Source organism: Mesorhizobium sp. CO1-1-8 (genome assembly GCF_020164875.1).
GTDB lineage: Bacteria > Pseudomonadota > Alphaproteobacteria > Rhizobiales > Rhizobiaceae > Mesorhizobium.
Map to the genome: position 1 here is coordinate 1 of NZ_JAIUGZ010000029.1, position 19,702 is coordinate 19,702.

Consider the following 19,702-nt stretch of genomic DNA (forward strand, 5'->3'; position numbering starts at 1 on the left):
CCAGCCTCCGTTCGCTGAAGATCAAACCGGACAACTCACGTGCTACCTAATCCGGACAACTCGTGTGCTTACGACACCCGCCATGCGGCCCCACTTGCCTCTCACAAGCCGCTCCTGTAAGAGAACCGCCATGAACACGCGCGCCACCAACGCTTCCCGTCCGACCGGTTTTTCCGGCGAGACCGTGCGCGCGCTGGCTTCGACCGTGCTTCTTCTCGGCCTTATCGGCGATCGCCGGGTTCGCTGAAGGAGCGCCCGGCGGTCGAACCGCCGCGCAAGCGCATGCTCCTTGGCAATCACATCAAGCGAACGAAATTCTGGTAAAGGCGCCGCTCGCCATCAATCCACCGAAGGTGGATCCATGAGCCGCCGGGAGAAACGACGATGAACGCACGAGAAGAAATCCGCTCCGATGCCGCGGTAGCCGACACGGATTTGGCTAAAGGGATGCCCGACGCGGCCCGCAAATATCAGCCCTATCCGACCGTCGGCCTCACCGACCGGACCTGGCCGTCGAAGGTGATCGACAAGGCGCCGATCTGGTGCTCGGTCGACCTGCGCGACGGCAACCAGGCGCTGATCGACCCGATGGGTCATGAGCGCAAGGCACGCATGTTCGGCCTGCTGCTCGACATGGGCTTCAAGGAGATCGAGATCGGCTTCCCGTCGGCATCGCAGACCGATTTCGACTTTGCCCGCTGGTGCATCGAGGAAGGCAACGTACCCGCCGATGTCTCGCTGCAGGTGCTGGTTCAGTGCCGGCCGGAGCTGATCACCCGCACCTTCGAGGCGCTGAAGGGCGCCACCAACCCGATCGTCCATTTCTACAATTCGACCAGCGAATTGCAGCGCCGCGTCGTCTTCGAAAAGGACGTCGGCGGCATCAAGCGGATCGCCACCGACGCCGCCAAGATGATCACCGACATGGCGGCCAAGGCCGGCGGAGGTTTTCGTTTCGAGTATTCGCCGGAAAGCTTTACTGGCACCGAGCTGGAAGTGGCGCTGGAGATCTGCAACGCCGTCACCGAGATCGTCAGGCCGACGGCGGACAACAAGCTGATCATCAACCTGCCGTCGACGGTCGAGATGTCGACCCCCAATATATATGCCGACCGTATCGAGTGGATGTGCCGTAACCTCGACAACCGGGAGAACCTGCTGGTTTCGCTGCATCCGCACAACGACCGCGGCACCGGCATCGCCACCACCGAACTCGGCCTGATGGCCGGCGCCGACCGTGTCGAAGGCACGCTGTTCGGCAATGGCGAGCGCACCGGCAATGTCGACATCGTCACGCTGGCGCTGAACATGTACACGCAAGGTGTCGATCCGTTGATCGACTGCTCCGACATCAACCGGATGAAGGACGTCTACGAATATTCGAACCAATTGAAGATCCCCGAGCGCCACCCCTATGTCGGCGAACTCGTCTACACCGCCTTTTCCGGTTCGCACCAGGATGCCATCAACAAGGGCATGAAGGCGCTGAAGAAGGCCAATACGAGCCTGTGGGAAGTGCCCTATCTGCCGATCGACCCGGCCGATGTCGGACGCAGCTACGAAGCCATCATCCGCATCAATTCGCAGTCCGGCAAGGGCGGCATCGCCTATGTGCTGCAGGCCGATTACGGCCTCAACCTGCCGCGCAATCTGCAGATCGAGTTCAGCCAGGAAATCCAGGCGATCACCGATGCCGAGGGCAAGGAAGTGCCGGCCAGGCGCATCTACGAGCGTTTTCTCGAGACCTATGTCGACCAGCCCGGCGCGCGGCTGAAATTCCTCGATCACCACACCTATCCCAGCACCGAGATCAAGGGCCGGCGCGTCGTCGAGGCGGTCATCCTCGACAACGGCAAGGAAGTGACGATTACAGGCACGGGTACCGGCCCAATCGATGGCTTCGTCAATGCGCTGTCGCGCCATGTCGGTGTCGAGATGTCGGTGCTCGACTATTCCGAGCACTCTATGCAGCGCGGCTCGAACGCCTCGGCCATTTCCTATGTCGAGATGGAGTATCCCCAGGGCAAGTTGTTCGGCGCTGGCATCAACACCAACATCGTCGCTGCCTCACTGGAAGCGGTGATGTCCGCCGCCAACCGTATCGTCGGTAAAAAAGCCGGCTGACGCCCGCCGGGAACAAAGATCGGAACCGGCTCAGTCTCGTGATCGGTTCCGATCTTTCGGGCCATTAACCACCGCGGGATTATCCAGTGGGTACGTGATCGCATAATGGGGTGTACACTTGTGTGGGGGGGCGGGAGCTATATGATCACGCCTCAACCTGTGCCGACTTCGAGAGGATCGACACTTGCAGCATGCCACGCCTGCCGCCCCCGCAGTGCGCGAGACACTGGAGCGACTGCTTGCCAGCCAAACGTTCGGCCGATCCGAACGCGCGCGCAAGCTGCTGCGTTATCTTGTCGAACGTGAACAGGCCGGCGAAGCCGACAGGCTCAAGGGCTTTTCCATTGCCATGGATGTTTTCGGCAAGGACGGCGATTTCGATCCGTCCACCGATGCCGTGGTGCGGGTGCAGGCAGGCAGGCTGCGCGAGCTTCTGCAACATTATTTTGCCAATGAGGGAATTGCCGAGCCGGTCCGCATCGCCATTCCGCGCGGCGGCTATGTTCCTGCCTATGAATTGAACGCGATCCGCCTGCCGGATATTGCCGAGGCTGTTCCCGAACTCAGGCTGGACGGCGCCGCATCCGCCGATCGGTCAAACGAAGCCGGCACGGGCATGCTGGACGCGACGTCTCTGGCTTCCGTACCGTCTTCGCCTGCCCCCTCGGTGGCGCGCCATCTCCGCTTTTTCTGGATGGCGATCGCCTTGGTCATCGCCATGCTGGGCGTACTGATCCTTCGCCAGGGCAGCACTGCCTTGCTGGCAGGCGGCGACATCTCGGCAATGCCGGAGACCGCTGGCGCAACCGCAAGCATCACATCGTCGGCAAGGGCTGACGCCCTGCCGCAAGTCTATATCGGACTCAAGGCTGACGGCCCCGACGCCAGCCGTGTCGCCGCATCGCTGCGCGCCGGCCTGAGTGGCTTCGATACGATCGACTTCATCGGCCGCGACGCCGCCAGCGGTCCGGCCGACGACGCTGCGAGCTTCATATTCGACGTCCTGCCTGGACCGGACGCGGGCGATATCACGATCGAACTGCAAAGCATGGCGTCCGGACGGGTGCTTCTATCGCGCAATCTCACCCCCGCCGACAGCGCACCCGCCGCGGTCGAAGACCGTATCGCCGACATGCTGAGCTCGGCACTCCCCGCCTCCGGCACCATCTACAACTATATCGAGCAGACCGGCACACCAAACGGTCTGACGCAATGCCTGCTGCTCAACGGCAAATATTATCTCGACCAGAACGCCAGGACCCATGAGGCAGCCTATCGTTGCCTCGAGAAGCTGGCTAATGGTGGAACCAAGTCGTCGCTCGTCTATTCGGAACTTGCCTCCCTGCATCTCGAGGCGGTGTCCGATCATTACGCCTATCCGCCCAATGCGACGATTGAAACAGCCGTCGAGTTTGCCCATCGCGGCGTGCAGATGGGTCCGACCAGCCCTTATGCGCATCGCTCCTACGGCTATGTCAGTTCGCGCCTGGGCAATACGGACGAAGCGATCCGCTGGATGCGCAAGGCCTATGAACTCAACCCCTACGATCTCGGCATGGCCGCCGCTTACGGCTACGGGCTGATCTTCGCCGGACGATATGCCGAGGGAACGCCGATCCTCGATCATGCGGCGGAGACCTTCAGCGGGCACCCGACATGGTGGGATTATGGGCTGTTCGCCGGTGAACTCATGCTCGGCGACATGAACAAGGCAGTCGCGGCCAGCATGGCACTGAGAACGACGGCAACGAAATCACACTATCTGGCGGCACGGCTGGTCGGCGCCAAGGCTGCCGGACAGGATCATCTGGTGAGCACTCTGCTGAAACAGCTGACCACCGAGTTCCCCAAATTTGCCGCCGATCCGCGGGCGACTTTCGTCGAGCGGAAATATCCGGCCGACCTGACCGACCGTCTGGTCCAGGCACTCCGCGCTGCCGGGCTCGGCAGCCAAAGCTGACACCATCGACGTCCGCGCACTGGCTGCGCCACGCCCCGATGGATTTCCTGCGCTCCGATCGCCGATGCCGATTGGTCGCCAAGTTCTGTACACAATCGTACAAATCGCGAAAATTTTACTGGTCATCACGTTGGACTAGGCGCAATTCAGCCACGATTGGTGTCGCGCATTCTGCAATAACAAAAAATCAGCTTCATGACCGCATCACTTTTTGCCGCCGAAGAGGGTGTTGGCTCGAAGGCCATCGTCCTGCTGCACGGTTTCGGCGGCTGCCACGATGTATGGCGCGAGGTGATTTCCGCCCTGACGCCTTCCACGCATACGCTGGCCTATGATCTGCCCGGGCATGGGATGTCGCTCGATTTTCCTGCCGCCGGTCCGGCCAGGGTGGCGGCCAAGGCCGTTCTGGCCGATCTCTCGGAGCGTCGCCTGAAGCGCGTTCATCTCGTGGGCCACTCGATGGGCGGTGCCGTGGCGGCGCTGATGGCGCTGGCCGAGCCCGAAAAGATAGCCTCGCTGACGCTTCTGGCGCCGGGCGGCCTTGGCCCCGAAATCAATGGAGCGCTGTTGCGCCGCTATGCCGAAGCCGCGGATCGGTCCGAGATCCGCTCCTGCCTCGCCGTCATGTCGGGACCTTCAGCCCTACCGCTCGAACATACCGTGGACATCCTTTGGGAAATGCGCAGGCGACCCGGCCAACTCGAAAAGCTCGTAGAGATCGCAGCCGCAATGACCGTGGACGATCGGCAAGGCGTCATCCCGCACAATCGCCTTGACGGGCTGAACATGCCGGTGATGGTGGCATGGGGAACCAACGATGCGGTGCTGCCCTTTACCCAGGCGGATGACCTGCCGGCGCATTTTCACGTGCACCACGTGCTGGAGGCCGGCCATATGCTGGCGGAGGAAGCCCCCGACCTCGTTGCCGAGATCATTCGCCGCAACATCAACCGCCGCGCCAGGCCGCATCGCCAGAAATTCGCGGCAGCAGCCAGCTGACCTTTTTTCGCGCACGATAACCCTCCTGAGCACCCTATGCCGTCGATCTCGCCAGTGCATTTTGCCGGCGGCTGTGTTAACCCGGTGTTAACCAAACCCACGAGGCAGACGCCGATGAAGGAAGCAGGCGAGAAGACCATCGACCAGTCGAAGAAACTGTCCGACGCCATCCGTGACGTCAAAAATGCCTTCGCCGATCGCGACGACGTCGTCGTCGACATGCGCGAAGCGCATCGCATGCGTCTCGATTTGCTTGCCGCCGAGCTGGCGCCGGTTTTTGCCGATGTTCCGGCCGACATGGACAATTTCGACTTTGTCATCTCGTCCGGCTTGCAGCCGCGCCTGTGGATCGACGCCATCAGCCATGTCGCCATGGGCCGCGACCGCCGCACCTATCGCTTTCTCAAGGACACTCGCATCGGCCGGGTGGTGCTTGCCGAATCCACCGAGATGAAACCGGTTGCCGATTCCGTGACGCGCTATGTCGCCGAGCGCATCGTCGAGCGTCAGAGGATGCTGGAAGGCGGCGTCGAACCCGCCGTCGCCGGCCTGAAACGTGCGTATGTGCCAGAAGCCGAGCCGCCGCTGCACGCGACGGAGCGCGGCAAACGCTGGTCGGCCCTTCTGTCCGGGCTTGGCCTGGTCGCTGCCGGCGCACTGGTCGGCCTTGTGGTGTCGGTCGTCCTGTTCTGGGACCGCATCGTGGCCATGGTTGTCAATTTGCGGCCATAGCGGCCTCGGTGCCAAGCTCCACCGTCTGCAGATCGGATGGCGGTATGGACGGCCCGGTCAGGCCGCGCCGTGTCAGCCGGATTCGCCAATTTCCCTTTTCACCGTCGATGTCGAACAGATTATACTGCGCCGCCGGGTGCTTGCCGCCCGGCGCCTGGCCGGCGGCAGCGACACCGACCGCCGGGATCCTGACGCCTCGACCGCCGATGAAGAACAGCGACGGCAGATGCGAATGGCCGTGCAGCACAAGGTCGGCGCCGTGGCGGCGAATGATCTTGTTGAAGCGGGCGATGCCGAACAGCCGCTTGTGCTGCGGGACCGCGCCGCGCACCGGCGGATGGTGGATCATGATGGCACGGAACAGTCCCTGTCCGGCGGTGTTCTGGAGGATTTTGCCAAGCCTATCCGCCTGGCCTTCCATGAAGAAACCATTGGCCATGAAGGGTGCCGTGGCGCGTGCCGTCGAGACGCCGATCAGCGCGACATTGCCGCGTACACGCAGGTAGGGGAATGCGTTGCGGTCGACCGGCGTGTTGACGCCGTCGCCGCTCATCCACGCGGCCCAGGACCGGCAGACCTTGTCGAAGGCGCCTGGCACATAGGCGTCGTGATTGCCCGGAACGACCGAAACATCATGCGGCGGTCCCAGCGTCTCCAGCCAGTGCCTGGCCATCTCGATCTCGCCGTCGAGCGCCAGATTGACCAGGTCGCCGGTGACGGCGAGGTGGTCAGGCGTGTTCGCCTTGATATCGGCGACGATCGTGTCAATGACCGCATCATGCATATGGCGGCGGCGGTTGCGCTGCCAGTTGACATAGCCGAGCACGCGCTTGGAGGCGAGATCGCGATAAGATACATCGGGGAGCGGCCCCAGATGGACATCGGAAATATGCGCGAGCCTGAACATACAACCTTCATAGGCGACCCGCGCGCGGCTTTCCACCCACGGTTTCGCTATCAATGACGAGCCCTGGAGATGCCTTCCGCCAGACCGGCTGGCCAGGTTTGAGGGCCAGGCTGTTCCATCTCTATTTCGTGCTGCGGAGGCCGATGACGCTTGGCGTGCGCGGCTTGATCCACGACAGGGCGTCCAGATCCGTCTTCCTTATTCGCCATACCTATGTCCCGGGCTGGCAGCTTCCCGGCGGCGGCGTTGAAGTCGGCGAGACGATGAACGAGGCACTGGCCCGTGAACTGGCCGAGGAAGGCAACATCGCTCTCACCGCTCCGCCGGTGCTCAAATCGATGCATTTCAACCGCCGCTCCAGCCGCCGCGACCATGTCGGCTTTTATTTGGCCGAGCATTTCAGCCAGACGGCGCCGAAGCTGCCGGACCACGAGATCGCCGAAGCCGGCTTCTTCCCGCTCGACGGCTTGCCCGCGGGCACGACGCCGGCGACGCTGCGCCGGATCGCCGAGGTTTTTGACGGCGAGCAACCCTCGCCCTACTGGTGATCAGGCTGCTGCTTTCTCGAAGCGCGCCCGGTCATGCCGTGCGGCATAATCCAGATCCGGCCCGACAGGCACGATCCGCGTCGGATTGATCGTCTGGTGGCTGCCGTAATAATGTGCCTTGATATGATGCAGGTTCACCGTCCCGGCCACATCAGGCACCTGGTAGAGATCGCGCAGATAGTTGGACAGGTTCGGGTAGTCGGCGATGCGGCGCAGATTGCATTTGAAATGGCCGACATACACCGGATCGAAGCGCACCAGCGTGGTGAACAGCCGCCAGTCGGCCTCGGTGATACGGCTGCCGACCAGATAGCGCTGCTTCGACAGCCGCTCCTCCAGCGCATCCAGCGCTGTGAACAATTCACCGAACGCCTCTTCATAGGCGCGTTGCGTGGTGGCGAAGCCGGCGCGATAGACGCCGTTGTTGATGGCGGGATAGACCAGCGCATTGATGCGGTCGATCTCGCCGCGCAACGCCTTCGGATAGAAATCGAGGCTTGCGTCGCCCCATTCGTCGAAGGCTGAATTCAGCATGCGGATGATTTCGGAAGACTCATTGGAGACGATGGTCTGCTCCTTTTTGTCCCACAGCACCGGCACCGTCACCCTGCCCGAATAGTCGGGATCGGCCTTGGCATAGATCTGGTGCAGGAAGTCGAGGCCGTAGAGCGTATCGCCCGTGGCGCCGTCCTCAGCCACGAACGTCCAGCCGTTGGCGCCCATGAAATGATGCACCACCGACACCGATAGGACGCCTTCCAGCTTCTTCAGCGCGCGAAAGATCAACGTCCGGTGGGCCACGGACAGGCAAGCGAGACATAGAGATGATAGCGGCCGGGCTCGGCCTTGAAACCGCGCGTCCGGCCTTCGGCAGGCGCCCCGTCAACGGTGATCCAGTCGCGCCATTGCGACTGCGTCCGCACGAACCTGCCACCATTGTCCGCTGTATCGTACCAGCGGTCCTGCCATCTTCCTTCGACCAGCAATCCCATCCAAATCTCCTTGCGTTCTGTTGCTTGATGTAGGCGCAAGGCTGCCCTGTCGAAGACGTCAGGTGCTGAACAGACCGTCACTTGGCAGAAATGACGGACAGAAACGGCCGATTGCAGCGGCGGGAAATTGATGCTAGCGGACAATCCGCATGTTCGACTTTGCTTTGATCCGGTTTGACCGACGACGAAAGGGCGCCCGCGCTTGATGAAGCGCTGACTGGCGAATGCTGCCGTTTGCAGCAACCTTTCCTCCTTGTACCGGACCGCAAAGACCATGAGCCTTGCCGACGTGAAATACCTGCCGGAAGCCCCGGCGCACGACCCCGAGATCGAAGCCATCAATGACGAAGCCTTCGGGCCCGGCCGCTTTGTGCTGGCTGCTTACAAGATTCGTGAAGCCGGAGGGCATGAACGCTCGCTGTCCTTTGTCGCCGTCGACGGCGACCTTGTCGTTGCCTCGGTGCGCATGACCCGTATCGCCGCCGGTGCCGGCCGCGCATTGATGCTCGGGCCGCTCGCGGTGCGGCCGGCCTTTAAGAATCTCGGCATCGGCCGCCGGCTGGTGGCAATCGCGCTGGAGGCCGCCGCCCGGGCCGGCGCACCTGCCGTCATGCTGGTCGGTGACGAGCCCTATTATGGGCCGCTCGGTTTCAAGCGGATTCCGCGCGGCCAGATTTCGATGCCGCGCCCCGTCGATCTCGACCGGCTGCTGTCGCACGAGATCGCGCCGGGCGCGGTAGCCAGGCTCTTGGGCGAGGTCTGCCACGCCGATCAGGCCAGGGTGGCCGATCCTACCGCGGCGATGGCTTGACCTTTCCCTTCGATCTGGCGCCTGATCCGTCCCACTGTTCCTGAGATCAAAGGATGACGCCATGAACCCGAACGGCCAGATCGCGATCGTCACCGGCGGCGGCTCCGGCCTTGGCGAGGCAACGGCGCGCGCGCTGGCCGCCAAGGGCGCCCGCGTCGCCATCTTCGATGTCGGTATTGATCGCGCGGCCAAGGTCGCGGCCGAGATCGGTGGTATTGCCGTCCAATGCGACGTCAGCAGCGCCGACAGCGGGACCGCTGCACTCGCCGACGTCGCCGCCAACCTTGGCGAGCCGCGGATCCTGGTCAATTGCGCCGGCATCGCCATCGGCGTGAAGACCATCGGCAAGGATGGGCCCCATCCCCTCGATCAGTACCGCAAGGTGGTCGAGGTCAATCTGATCGGCACGTTCAACATGATCCGCCTCGTCGCCGAGCGCGCGTCGAAGCTCGAGCCGCTGCAGGGCGGCGAGCGCGGCGTCATCGTCAACACCGCTTCGGTTGCCGCCTATGATGGCCAGATCGGCCAGGCCGCCTATGCGGCGTCCAAGGGCGGCGTCGTCGGCATGACACTGCCGGTGGCGCGCGACCTTGCCCGTTCCGGCATCCGCGTCTGCACCATCGCTCCCGGCATCTTCAAGACACCGATGATGGCCGGCATGCCGCAAGAGGTACAGGATTCGCTGGGCGCCGCCGTGCCCTTCCCGTCGCGCCTGGGCGAACCGTCCGAATATGCCGCTCTCGCCCTGCACATCGTCGAGAACCAGATGCTGAACGGCGAGACCATTCGCCTCGACGGCGCCATTCGCATGGCGCCGAAATAGAAGGTCATGAGCGCCGGCCTGTCCGCTGCCGCTAAAACCGGTCCGCTGGCCGGGCTGAAGGTGATCGAGATGGCCGGGCTCGGCCCCGTGCCGCTGGCCGGCCTGATGCTGTCGGAGATGGGCGCCGAAGTGTTGCGCATCGAACGGGCGGGGACGAGCCAGCTCCTGTCGCTGCCGGATGAGTACAACATCGACCGCCATGGCCGCGCCCTCCTGCGCCTCGACCTGAAGCGCCGTGAAGGCACCGATCTGTTGCTGCGCCTTGCCGAAAAGGCGGACATGCTGCTCGAAGGCTTTCGCCCGGGCGTCATGGAGCGGCTCGGCCTCGGCCCGGAAGCGGTGCTGGCGCGGAATCCGGCGCTGATCTACGGCCGTATGACCGGCTTCGGCCAAGACGGCCCGCTCGCCGGCCGCGCCGGCCACGACATCACCTATCTCGCTTATAGCGGCGTGCTGCACGCCATCGGCCATGCCGACGGCCGTCCCGTCCCGCCGCTCAACCTTGTCGCCGACTATGGCGGTGGCGCTATGATGCTGATTGCTGGCGTGCTGGCCGCCCTGTTCCAACGTTCGCGCACGGGCAAGGGTGAAGTCATCGACGCCGCGACGGTCGACGGTGCCTCGATGCTGGCGGTGCCCCTGCACGCCTTGATGGCGGCCGGCTTGTGGAACGACAAGCGCGGCGCGAACCTGCTCGATTCTGGCGCCCCGTTCTACGACACCTATGAGACGTCGGACGGGCGGCATATCGCCATCGGCTGCCTCGAGCCGAAATTCTTCGCCGAATTCGCCAGGCTGCTGCCGCTCGACGAGCGCTTTGCATCCGGCCAGTACGACAAGGCCCTGTGGCCGCCGATGCGCGCCGCCATTGCCGATCGGATCCGGCAGAAACCACGCGACGACTGGGACCGGCTGTTCGCGCAAACCGATGCCTGCGTTGCACCCGTTCTGTCGCTGCAAGAGGCGAAGCACCACCCGCACAATCGGGCACGCAACGCCTCTGTGACGACAGATGCATTTGAGCGCCCCGCCCCCGCGCCGCGTTTCGCGAATTCGCAGCCGGCACCGGCCACAATGCCCGACAGCAGAGATCTGTTGCCGTCGGCAATGCTGGCGCGTTTCGGCTTTGCGAGAGCGGAGATTGACGACCTTGTCAAATCCGGCTTGCTGACCGATAACTAGAGAGGAAAAATCAACTTACTGTGGTGATGCGTTGGACGAGCCGAAGAAGAAGGTGATCCGCGAGACGGACGACGAAGCGATCCGGCTGGCGAAGGCGCTTCTGCGCAGCGCGCGCTTTGGCGCGCTGGCGGTGGTCGAACCGCAAACCGGCTCGCCTCTGGCCAGCAGAGTTGGTGTGGCCACCGACATCGACGGCGCGCCGCTGATCCTGGTGTCGATGCTTTCGGCGCACACCGGCGCGTTGCTTGCCGATCCGCGCTGTTCCCTATTGCTCGGCGAACCGGGCAAGGGCGACCCGCTGGCACACCCGCGCCTGACACTGGTCTGCCAGGCGGCACGGCTTGAGCGCGGATCAGGCGAACACGCGCGCGCCGAGCGCCGCTATCTCAATCACAATCCCAAGGCGAAGCTTTACGCCGGTCTCGGGGACTTTTCGATCTTTCGCCTCGGTCCGCAACGCGCCAGCCTCAACGGCGGCTTCGGCAAGGCCTATCAGCTCGATCAATCGGATCTGCTCACCAGCGGACCGATCGTCGAGGAACTCGCGGCGCGCGAACAATCGGCCATCGACCACATGAACGCCGACCATCTCGACGCCATCGCCGTTTACGCACAGCATTTCGCGAAAGTATCCGGAAACGGCTGGCGTGTTGCCGGGTTCGATGCCGATGGCATGGATCTGGTGTCGGGCGACGATGTTTGCCGGGCCTTTTACCCACAACCTTTGGCGGCGGCAGGCGGATTGCGGCACGTTCTGGTCGATATGGTCAAGGCCGGCCGAGCCATTGTCGACAGCAGGACTGAGACTTAATTATGCTGGATCAAAAGCAACACTTGAGATTTAAGTGAAATGCTCTACCTTTTGGTGACGCTGAATCGCCAGCGCCGATCGATAAGCGAATTTATGGAATCAGACGCCATTGCCCCCATGGCGTCGGGATGAACAAGAAGCATGGGGGATCGATGGTCTCGACAAAGCTAATCGTGAACGCCGAATCGGCGGCAGAGTTTCTCATGCTGATGGGCAATGAGAAGCGACTGTTGATCATGAGCTACCTCGCCGAAGGTGAAATGTCGGTTGGAGCCATCGCCGAAAAGGTGATGCTCAGCCAATCCGCCCTGTCCCAGCACCTGGCCAAGTTGCGGGCCCTCGACCTTGTCGACACCCGCCGCGACCGGCAGATGATTTACTACTCCTGCAAATCCGACGCCGTGCGCGAATTGCTTGTCATGCTGGACGGCATTTTCGGCAGCGGCAAGGATGACCTGTCCCAGATGGCGCACCGTTTGCGCCGTGCCGGAACCTGATCGTCTTGTAGCCCCCTCGCCGGCGATTTCAGAGCGACATGCGCCCATCCGGGGCGCACAAAGCTGGCTGATTGTCCCGAATTGTCGCATCGTGCTTTCCAAACAAGGTGAGCGCCGGGAAGCAGGCCGGATTTTCGGTCCGATGCGACGGTCGCGAGGAATGCATGGATCCCATTCGCATCGACGACCCGCAAGATCGGCGCGTCGCTGCCTATCTCGACATTCGCGAGCGTGACCTCGCCGGCCGGCAAGGCCGTTTCGTCGCCGAAGGCAAGGTGGTGCTCGACCTGCTGCTCTCGACCGGGCGCTTTGCCGCCGAATCGGTCCTGGTTCTGGAAAACCGGCTGGCAGGTCTCGACAACATCCTGAGCAAGGCGCCCGCCGACCTCCCGGTCTATGTCGCCACCAGCGCCGTGATGGACGCTATCGCCGGATTTCACATGCATCGCGGCATCCTGGCCATGGGCCGCAAGGGAGAGCCGCAGCCGGCCGAAGCCTTGCTCGATGGCTTGCCGCCCCGTGCGATGGTCGTAGTGCTCGTCGGCATCGCCAACCATGACAATGTGGGCTCGATCTTCCGCAACGCCGCCGCCTTTGGCGCTGACGCGGTTCTGCTGGATGCGACATGCTGCGATCCGCTCTATCGCAAGGCGATTCGCGTTTCGGTCGGCGCCGCGCTCAAGATCCCTTTCGCATCGTTCACCGACACCGCCGGCTTCACAACGGTGCTCGCCCGACGTGGCTTCGAACAATTCGCGCTGTCGCCACGCGGGAAGACCGACATCCGCGATGCGCAGCGCAGCGAGCGCCTGGCGCTCTATCTCGGCACCGAAGGCGAAGGCTTGCCGGGCAACCTGCTCGCAAGCCTGCACAACGTGCGGATCACCATGGCGGAAGGCTTCGACAGCCTGAATGTCGCCGCGGCTTCAGCCATCGCGCTGCATCATTTTTCGGCAAAAGAGGCCTGATCTCAGCTCGTCGCGTCAGCCTTCTGCAGCGCGCGCACGCGGTCGGCAAGACTGCGGTCACCATTGCCGGAGCGTGCGTCCGACGGTACCGCCAATGCCTTGGCGATTGGCGAACCAGGCCCCTCGAGCTTGGCCGTCAGATGGACGACCTCCGCCGCCAGTTCGTTCATCTGCTCGCGCAAGGCGGAGCTGCTGTCCGTGGCCTTGGACGCTGCCAGTGCGGTGAGATCCGCCTTCAGCCGCTTGTTCTCGCGCGCCAGCGCCGTCAGCCTCGCCTCGAGCTGCTCACGGTCGCTGTCGAGCTTGGCGATTGCCTTGTCGAAATTATCGCTCTTGGCGACATCGCCGCCCTTGCCGACCAGTCGCAAGGCTGGCGCGCTGTCCTCGGATTTCGATCTTTCGCGCATGCGTTCCAGTTCCTTTTCGCGGCGGTCGAGTTTGTCCTCGCGATCGGCAAGTGTGGCCAGCAGCCGTTCGACCTTCTTGTCGAGTTCGGCGGTTTTTTTCTTCTCGGCTTTCAGGGCGTCCCGCGCGGCCTTGCTTTCGGCCGCGATTTCCTGGCCGCGCCTGTCGGCTTCCTTGCGCTGGCCGCGCAGCATCGCAATGTCACTGGCGAGTTTCTGCATTTCAGACTCTCGCGCCACGAGCTCGATCTGCCGGCTGCTCGAGGAAAAACTGGCGTCGTCATACATGCGCTCCAGCTTTTCCAGCTCAAGGGCGCGCTTTTCCAGCTTGCGTTCGGTTTCCTTCAGACGCTCCGAAAGCTGCTGCAACTCGCCCTCTCGTTGACGCAGCGCTTCGTTCTTCGCGCCCAGCTCGGTCAGCGCCTGGTTCTTGTCCGTCCGCTCGACCGCCAGGCCCTTCATGGCCTCGCGACCGCGATTGATCTCAACCAGTTGTTCGGCCGCCTTTTCACGCAACGCCTTGACGCTGATTTCCAGGCGGCGCGTCGTCATCGCGTATTCGGCGCGGATGCGATCCTTGTCCGCCTGGATTTCGGCCTGTGTCAGGGGGATCGAGGATTCGACGCGTTTGCGTGTAAGCGCGACCGCACGACGCCATATGGCTGGAGCCACCATGAGCGCCAGAAAGCCAGCGCAGAGAAAGCCGAGAACGAAGAACAGGACCGACTGGACCAAGTGACTACCCGTTGTGGCCGGTAAGCATCAAACTAATGCATGTCGCCGAAGTGGGAACTGGTTTTGGAACAACGACATGCAACAAGATAAACCAAAAGCGCATAGAGCGCTTTGACTGTGCCACGTTGACATGGCGGAAATCCAGCGTTGCGGCAAGGGTTTGCCGCAACGCTACGAGTTTAATGCATGTCGAACCAAAAGCGGTCCCGGTTTTGGGCAACGACAGCCAAGGACTTCAGCTTAGAACGGATTCCACGTGGCCCGCTCGGTAAGCTTCAGATAGCCGAGATTGACGCCGAGCCGGGCACCGACGCCGGTGCGAATCGGCACCAAGAGCACGTTGTTGTTCTTCAGCACGTTGAAGCCGACGCCCGCCACCACATAGGCCGAACCGGCGACGCCGCCATAGCGGTTGTAGAGGCTGCCCACATCGTCGAGATTGTAGACCAGCATCATCACCCGCGAACCCTCGCCGCCAAAATCCCAGCCGAGCGACGGACCTTGCCAGAACACTTTGTGATCGCCGGCATTCTTGGTGTAGAGCGTGCCTTCGCCATAGGTCAGGCCGCCGATCAGCGCGCCCGAGCCCTCTTCGCCGAGCAGATAGCCGTTGGGCAGGCCGTAGGAGGCAAAAATCTTCTCAATCACCGTGGCGAGTCCGCCCGATGTCGCACCAAAAAATTTGTGACCGGAATCGACAATCTCCTGAGCGGTGTATTCCTGGGCCCGCAGGGCTGAAGTCGAGAAGACGAGAACGCCCAGGAGCGTGACCGCCATTGAGAAGACACGGAGAAAGCTCCGGTCGTAGTATCGGGAAAACATGCTTCCAATCTCCGTCAGGGAGCACCTTCGCCGACGCCTCGCACCCCGTACGGCTCTTTTAGCCGGCCGTTAAGGGTAACTGTTAGGGGCAAACTATGCCGTAATCCTTTTTCAACCATTAAGCTCACACATGAACATGGCGGTTCGAAGGCTGTTTGGGGCCGCTCAAGTGGGGTCGGCGGCCTGCGTGAACACGCCATTTGCCATAACCACAATCTGGATTTGTTGCTGCACGCACGGGCGCTGTGTATTCAGAAAGCCCGAGGAGAGAGTGCGTGATTCGTGTGGCAGGTGACGATCGATCGCCCGGCCATGAGTTGTGAGATTTTGCAGGGATTTTTCGCCGATGGCCGATCTGTTCACCCTTTCCGCGCCCGATCTGGCAGCGCTTTTGTGCAGCCGGGTCTGCCACGATATCATCTCGCCGGTCGGCGCGATCAACAACGGGCTCGAATTGCTCGATGAAGGCGGCGCCGATGAGGACGCCATGAAGCTGATCCGTCAGAGCGCCCGCAACGCATCGGCCCGCCTGCAGTTCGCTCGCATCGCCTTCGGTGCCGCCGGCTCGGCCGGCATGTTGATCGATACCGGCGATGCCGAAGCGGTCGCCATCGCCTTCCTCAAGAACGAAAAGCCGGAACTGACCTGGAACGGGGCCCGCGCGTTGCTGCCCAAGAACAAGGTCAAGCTGCTGCTCAACCTGATCCTCGTCGCCAATGCCGCCATTCCGCGCGGCGGCAAGCTTTCGGTGACGCTGGAAAATCTCGAGACCGAGCCGCGATTCGCGCTTGCGGCGGCTGGCCCGATGCTGCGTGTGCCGCCGAAGTTCCTCGAACTGCATTCCGGACACAAGCCGGAGGAACCGATCGACGCGCATTCCGTGCAGCCCTATTACACGCTGCTTCTGGCGCGCGAAGCCGGCATGACGATATCGATCCACGCGACGCCGGAAGAAATCGTGCTTTCGGCGGCCTGATTGCGCGGCCGATAAAGCGAAGTATTTCTACATTGAAATCTGCAATTCCAGCTCATCGACTTGAGATGCGCCTGATCGTCCAGGCATCGCCAAAGCATTCGTGAATAAAAGCAGGCAGCTGCCCATCTTTGTAAAAATTTTACCTAACGCCTTTTCGGCTTCTTTACCAGATTAGCCTATGGTGCGTCCTGGATGCCCCGACGCTACCGGACTGCCAGAAGGCAAAGAGGACCCGGAAATGAAACGCTGCATGTTCGTCGACGATTCAAGCGTCATCAGGAAGGTTGCAAAACGCATCCTGGGCGGCTCCGGAATGATTGTCATCGAGGCCGCCAGCGGACTTGACGCGCTGGAGATGTGCGCCGCCGACATGCCCGACATCATCGTCGTCGATGGCGCCTTGCCCGACGTACCGGCGGTCGATCTCATCCGTCGCGTCCGCGCCATGGAGAGCCCGATAAGGCCGCAAATCCTGATTTCGCTGGTCGAGCTCGATATTGCTTCGATCATGCGGGCCAAGCGAGCCGGCGCCCAGGGCTATCTCTTGAAGCCGTTCAACCGTCCGCAGCTGCTCGAGCGCTTTCGCACCTTGAAGAGCGCACCTGATTCGGCATCTTTGAGCAATTCCAGAAAAAGTGCGTGACGGTTTCCTGCTCGGAAGCCCCAAAACAGACTGTTCCAGCCCATCATGCAAAAACCCGGCCGAAGCCGGGTTTTTCATTGAAAAGTTCGAACGATTCGTCGCTCAGGCGCTGACGCGAATGTCTTCCGGTTCGCGCAGCACATAGCCGCGCCCCCAGACCGTTTCGATGTAGTTCTGACCGCCCGATGCCGCATCGAGCTTTTTGCGGAGCTTGCAGATGAAGACGTCGATGATTTTCAGCTCAGGCTCGTCCATGCCGCCATAGAGGTGGTTGAGGAACATTTCCTTGGTCAGGGTGGTGCCTTTGCGCAGCGAAAGCAACTCCAGCATCTGGTATTCCTTGCCGGTCAGGTGCACACGCTGGCCGCCGACTTCAACTGTCTTGGCATCGAGGTTGACCACCAGGTCCCCGGTGGTGATGACCGACTGGGCGTGGCCCTTGGAACGCCGCACGATGGCATGAATGCGGGCAACCAGCTCATCCTTGTGGAACGGCTTGGTCATGTAGTCGTCCGCGCCGAAGCCGAGGCCGCGCACCTTGTCCTCGATGCCGGCCATGCCGGAGAGGATGAGAATGGGTGTTTTGACCTTGGAAAGGCGAAGCGTTCTCAAGACCTCGTAGCCCGACATGTCAGGCAGGTTGAGATCGAGAAGAATGATATCGTAGTCATAGAGCTTGCCTAGATCGACGCCCTCTTCACCGAGATCGGTCGTGTAGACGTTGAAACTTTCCGATTTCAGCATCAGTTCGATGCTTTGTGCGGTTGCACTGTCATCTTCTATCAGCAGAACACGCATTTCATTCCCCTTTTCTGCTGCCGGACCATTTCACGACCCGTCCGGACCCGGAGCAGTGGTTGCCTTGTGCAGAGGCTGCCATTGAATGGTTAACAAATCCTAATTTCCCGTCCATGACGGTACCAGATTTTTTAACCTCTTTCTACACCCTCTTGAATCTAATAACGAATCTCAGAACCAAATTCCTAATGCAACACATTAACAACCTGGACTAAGCGACTCCAGGGACTCATCGACGTCGCTTCCGCATCGGTGGCCGGAATTTTTACCCGGCCTTAAGTCCTGACCCGTATGATTAACAATGCCCGTAAACGAATGGTTACCGCCGGCAAAAAACTTTAGGGTTTTGTTTCCCATAGTTCGGGGAAAGCCGGTGGACACGGGTGCGGCCTGGGCGTTTCCAGGTGGTTTGGACGATAAGTGCGGGTGTGCGTTTCCGGGAGTACCGAATCATGAAGTCACGTGAAAACCTCGTTCGGCTGAAACAGTTTCAGGTGAATGAGAAGCGGCGGCAGCTGCTGCAGCTCGACATGATGATCGCCGAGTTCGAACGCATGGCCGTCGAGCTGGAGCTTCAGATCACCGCCGAGGAAAAGAAGGCTGGCATCACCGACATCAACCATTTCGCCTATCCAACCTTCGCCAAGGCGGCTCGCCTGCGCCGCGACAACCTCAGGAACTCCCAAAGCGACCTCGCCCAGCAGCGAAGCGCCGCCGAATCATTACTCGGCGAAGCTGAAGCGGAGCTTTCCAAGGCGGAAATGCTGGAATCGCGCGACACGAAGATCCGCGAAACCGAAGTCGGCGGCCGCAGCGCCATGATCGGCTAAAACCCTGCCGTTGGCGGCGTCAACGCTTGCCATCAGGCTGGCGCATTGCCGTGGCTTGCGACCCCGGCGGGAATACGCCAAGAAAAATGAAAACCGCCCTACGCGGCCCAATCCCCTTCATTCCCCGCAATTGCCCTTGCACGGGCATCCTTGATATCCGGCGCATTCTGCTCCGCCCATGACCTGATCTGGGTAAGCAGCCCCGCCAGATTCTGACTGGATCCAATGGGCGGCGACCACGCCCAACGCTCGCTGAAGGTGCTCAAGCGTGGCGGCGCACTGGTGTCATTGCTCGATGTCAGCAACGACACCAGGGCGCAGGCCAGTGCGCGCGATATCCGGGTCGAGCGTATGTCCGTCGTGCCCGACAGGGAGGGCCTGCTGGAACTGGCTCGGTTGATCGATGCCAACAAGCTCGCCGTCCATGTGGCGAAGAGCTTCCCGCTGGACCAGGCGGGGGCGGCTCACGCCTTCCTCGCCACCAAGCCGATTGGCAAGGTTGCACTGACCGTCTGAGCGCCAGAAGGCTCGCTTCCAGAAACGAAAAGCGTTTTGGAAAACACGAAGGGCGCGGAGTTAGCCGCGCCCTTCGTCTAAATTCGCAATGGTTAGTGCCGGTATTGCTGGATGCGCGTCGTGCGCAGCCCGGCAAGGCCATATTCGTCGATCGACGCCTGCCAGGACAGGAATTCCTCGGTGGTGAGCTTGTAGCGTTGGCATGCCTCGTCCAGGCTCAAAAGCCCGCCCCGCACAGCCGCAACCACTTCCGCCTTACGCCGGATAACCCAGCGACGTGTATTGGTCGGCGGCAGATCGGCAATCGTAAGAGGGCTGCCGTCAGGCCCGATAACATATTTGACTCTCGGTCTAACCAGATCGGTCATCGTACTCTCTACAAAAAACTCAAAGACCCAATCCCCGCCACGTTACCGCCACAGCTTTAAAAATTGCCTAAGCAGACCCTAATGACTAGGTAAGGATCATGAACGCCGCGTTAGTCTTTTCGCCGGCATTTGAAACATCTGCCCGCAAACCCTGATTTGCCGGGGAAAATGCATCCCTTGGCGAAGATCGGCCGCGATCGGTGAATCGCCCTGCACGCTGGCGCGCCGGTAAAGCTTGAACTATATTCTCGACATT

Annotated in this window: 20 protein-coding genes and 1 pseudogene; 15 read left to right on the top strand and 6 right to left on the bottom strand. The window is 61.7% G+C overall.

From position 1 onward, the window contains the following. Positions 1-384: 384 nt before the first annotated feature. From leuA to LB558_RS32065, 4 genes are all read left to right on the top strand, one after another. Positions 385-2,124, top strand: coding sequence for a 2-isopropylmalate synthase (leuA, locus tag LB558_RS32050; RefSeq protein ID WP_224701308.1), 1,740 nt, complete (start codon positions 385-387; stop codon positions 2,122-2,124). 184 nt (positions 2,125-2,308) lie between these two features. Continuing rightward, entirely contained in the window at positions 2,309-4,084 is a 1,776-nt protein-coding gene (locus LB558_RS32055; RefSeq protein WP_224701310.1) for a tetratricopeptide repeat protein, read from the top strand. A 195-nt stretch (positions 4,085-4,279) separates the two neighbouring features. After that, positions 4,280-5,083 (top strand): alpha/beta fold hydrolase, encoded by an 804-nt coding sequence (locus tag LB558_RS32060; protein WP_224701312.1) that lies wholly within the window; start codon positions 4,280-4,282, stop codon positions 5,081-5,083. A 114-nt stretch (positions 5,084-5,197) separates the two neighbouring features. Beyond that, positions 5,198-5,815: a hypothetical protein gene (locus LB558_RS32065; RefSeq protein ID WP_224701315.1), complete on the top strand. Its 618-nt coding sequence runs from the start codon at positions 5,198-5,200 to the stop codon at positions 5,813-5,815. Here LB558_RS32065 and LB558_RS32070 read toward each other — a convergent pair. Then, on the bottom strand, positions 5,799-6,722 hold the full coding sequence (locus tag LB558_RS32070; protein ID WP_127257568.1) for a metallophosphoesterase family protein: 924 nt from the start codon (positions 6,720-6,722) through the stop codon (positions 5,799-5,801). The genes LB558_RS32065 and LB558_RS32070 overlap by 17 nt on opposite strands. A 53-nt stretch (positions 6,723-6,775) precedes the next feature. Between LB558_RS32070 and LB558_RS32075 the strand changes: the two genes are divergently transcribed. Continuing rightward, the gene (locus tag LB558_RS32075; RefSeq protein WP_224701317.1) at positions 6,776-7,270 is read left to right on the top strand and encodes an NUDIX domain-containing protein; all 495 of its coding nucleotides are present in this window, start codon (positions 6,776-6,778) and stop codon (positions 7,268-7,270) included. Here LB558_RS32075 and LB558_RS32080 read toward each other — a convergent pair. Further along, a pseudogene (locus LB558_RS32080) lies at positions 7,271-8,262 on the bottom strand (glutathione S-transferase family protein). A 274-nt stretch (positions 8,263-8,536) separates the two neighbouring features. Here LB558_RS32080 and LB558_RS32085 point away from each other — a divergent pair. The 6 genes from LB558_RS32085 to LB558_RS32110 all read left to right on the top strand — a co-directional run bounded on the left by LB558_RS32085 (position 8,537) and on the right by LB558_RS32110 (position 13,354). Further along, on the top strand, positions 8,537-9,073 hold the full coding sequence (locus LB558_RS32085) for a GNAT family N-acetyltransferase (RefSeq protein ID WP_224701319.1): 537 nt from the start codon (positions 8,537-8,539) through the stop codon (positions 9,071-9,073). A gap of 61 nt (positions 9,074-9,134) precedes the next feature. Beyond that, positions 9,135-9,896, top strand: coding sequence for a 3-hydroxyacyl-CoA dehydrogenase (locus tag LB558_RS32090; protein WP_224701321.1), 762 nt, complete (start codon positions 9,135-9,137; stop codon positions 9,894-9,896). A gap of 6 nt (positions 9,897-9,902) precedes the next feature. Beyond that, the gene (locus tag LB558_RS32095; RefSeq protein ID WP_224701323.1) at positions 9,903-11,078 is read left to right on the top strand and encodes a CaiB/BaiF CoA transferase family protein; all 1,176 of its coding nucleotides are present in this window, start codon (positions 9,903-9,905) and stop codon (positions 11,076-11,078) included. 31 nt (positions 11,079-11,109) lie between these two features. Beyond that, a complete protein-coding gene (locus LB558_RS32100; RefSeq protein ID WP_224701325.1) occupies positions 11,110-11,889 on the top strand; it encodes a HugZ family protein in 780 nt (259 codons plus the stop codon). 152 nt (positions 11,890-12,041) lie between these two features. Continuing rightward, entirely contained in the window at positions 12,042-12,386 is a 345-nt protein-coding gene (locus tag LB558_RS32105) for an ArsR/SmtB family transcription factor (protein ID WP_013529913.1), read from the top strand. 164 nt (positions 12,387-12,550) lie between these two features. Further along, a complete protein-coding gene (locus LB558_RS32110; protein ID WP_224701327.1) occupies positions 12,551-13,354 on the top strand; it encodes a TrmH family RNA methyltransferase in 804 nt (267 codons plus the stop codon). A 2-nt stretch (positions 13,355-13,356) separates the two neighbouring features. Here LB558_RS32110 and LB558_RS32115 read toward each other — a convergent pair whose 3' ends face one another. Further along, positions 13,357-14,493 (bottom strand): hypothetical protein, encoded by a 1,137-nt coding sequence (locus LB558_RS32115; protein WP_224701329.1) that lies wholly within the window; start codon positions 14,491-14,493, stop codon positions 13,357-13,359. A gap of 240 nt (positions 14,494-14,733) precedes the next feature. Beyond that, positions 14,734-15,270, bottom strand: coding sequence for a DUF1134 domain-containing protein (locus LB558_RS32120; RefSeq protein WP_224621527.1), 537 nt, complete (start codon positions 15,268-15,270; stop codon positions 14,734-14,736). Between the two features lie 391 nt (positions 15,271-15,661). Between LB558_RS32120 and chpT the strand changes: the two genes are divergently transcribed. Together chpT and LB558_RS32130 are read left to right on the top strand one after the other, a co-directional pair. Then, a complete protein-coding gene (chpT, locus tag LB558_RS32125; RefSeq protein WP_224701331.1) occupies positions 15,662-16,291 on the top strand; it encodes a histidine phosphotransferase ChpT in 630 nt (209 codons plus the stop codon). A gap of 238 nt (positions 16,292-16,529) precedes the next feature. After that, positions 16,530-16,934, top strand: a complete 405-nt coding sequence (locus LB558_RS32130; RefSeq protein WP_224701333.1) for a response regulator — start codon at positions 16,530-16,532, stop codon at positions 16,932-16,934. 102 nt (positions 16,935-17,036) lie between these two features. On the opposite strand, the gene ctrA is transcribed toward LB558_RS32130, so the two are convergent. Beyond that, positions 17,037-17,732, bottom strand: coding sequence for a response regulator transcription factor CtrA (gene ctrA / locus LB558_RS32135; RefSeq protein ID WP_006203583.1), 696 nt, complete (start codon positions 17,730-17,732; stop codon positions 17,037-17,039). A gap of 452 nt (positions 17,733-18,184) precedes the next feature. Here ctrA and LB558_RS32140 point away from each other — a divergent pair, with 452 nt between their 5' ends. Further along, complete coding sequence (locus LB558_RS32140) at positions 18,185-18,562, top strand: flagellar export protein FliJ (RefSeq protein ID WP_127257582.1); 378 nt, start codon at positions 18,185-18,187, stop codon at positions 18,560-18,562. A gap of 225 nt (positions 18,563-18,787) precedes the next feature. Next, the gene (locus LB558_RS32145; RefSeq protein WP_224701335.1) at positions 18,788-19,078 is read left to right on the top strand and encodes a zinc-binding dehydrogenase; all 291 of its coding nucleotides are present in this window, start codon (positions 18,788-18,790) and stop codon (positions 19,076-19,078) included. Positions 19,079-19,170: 92 nt separating this feature from the next. Here the strand turns inward: LB558_RS32145 and LB558_RS32150 are convergent, their stop codons facing one another. After that, positions 19,171-19,446 (bottom strand): DUF1153 domain-containing protein, encoded by a 276-nt coding sequence (locus LB558_RS32150; RefSeq protein WP_013529904.1) that lies wholly within the window; start codon positions 19,444-19,446, stop codon positions 19,171-19,173. Positions 19,447-19,702: the final 256 nt, after the last annotated feature.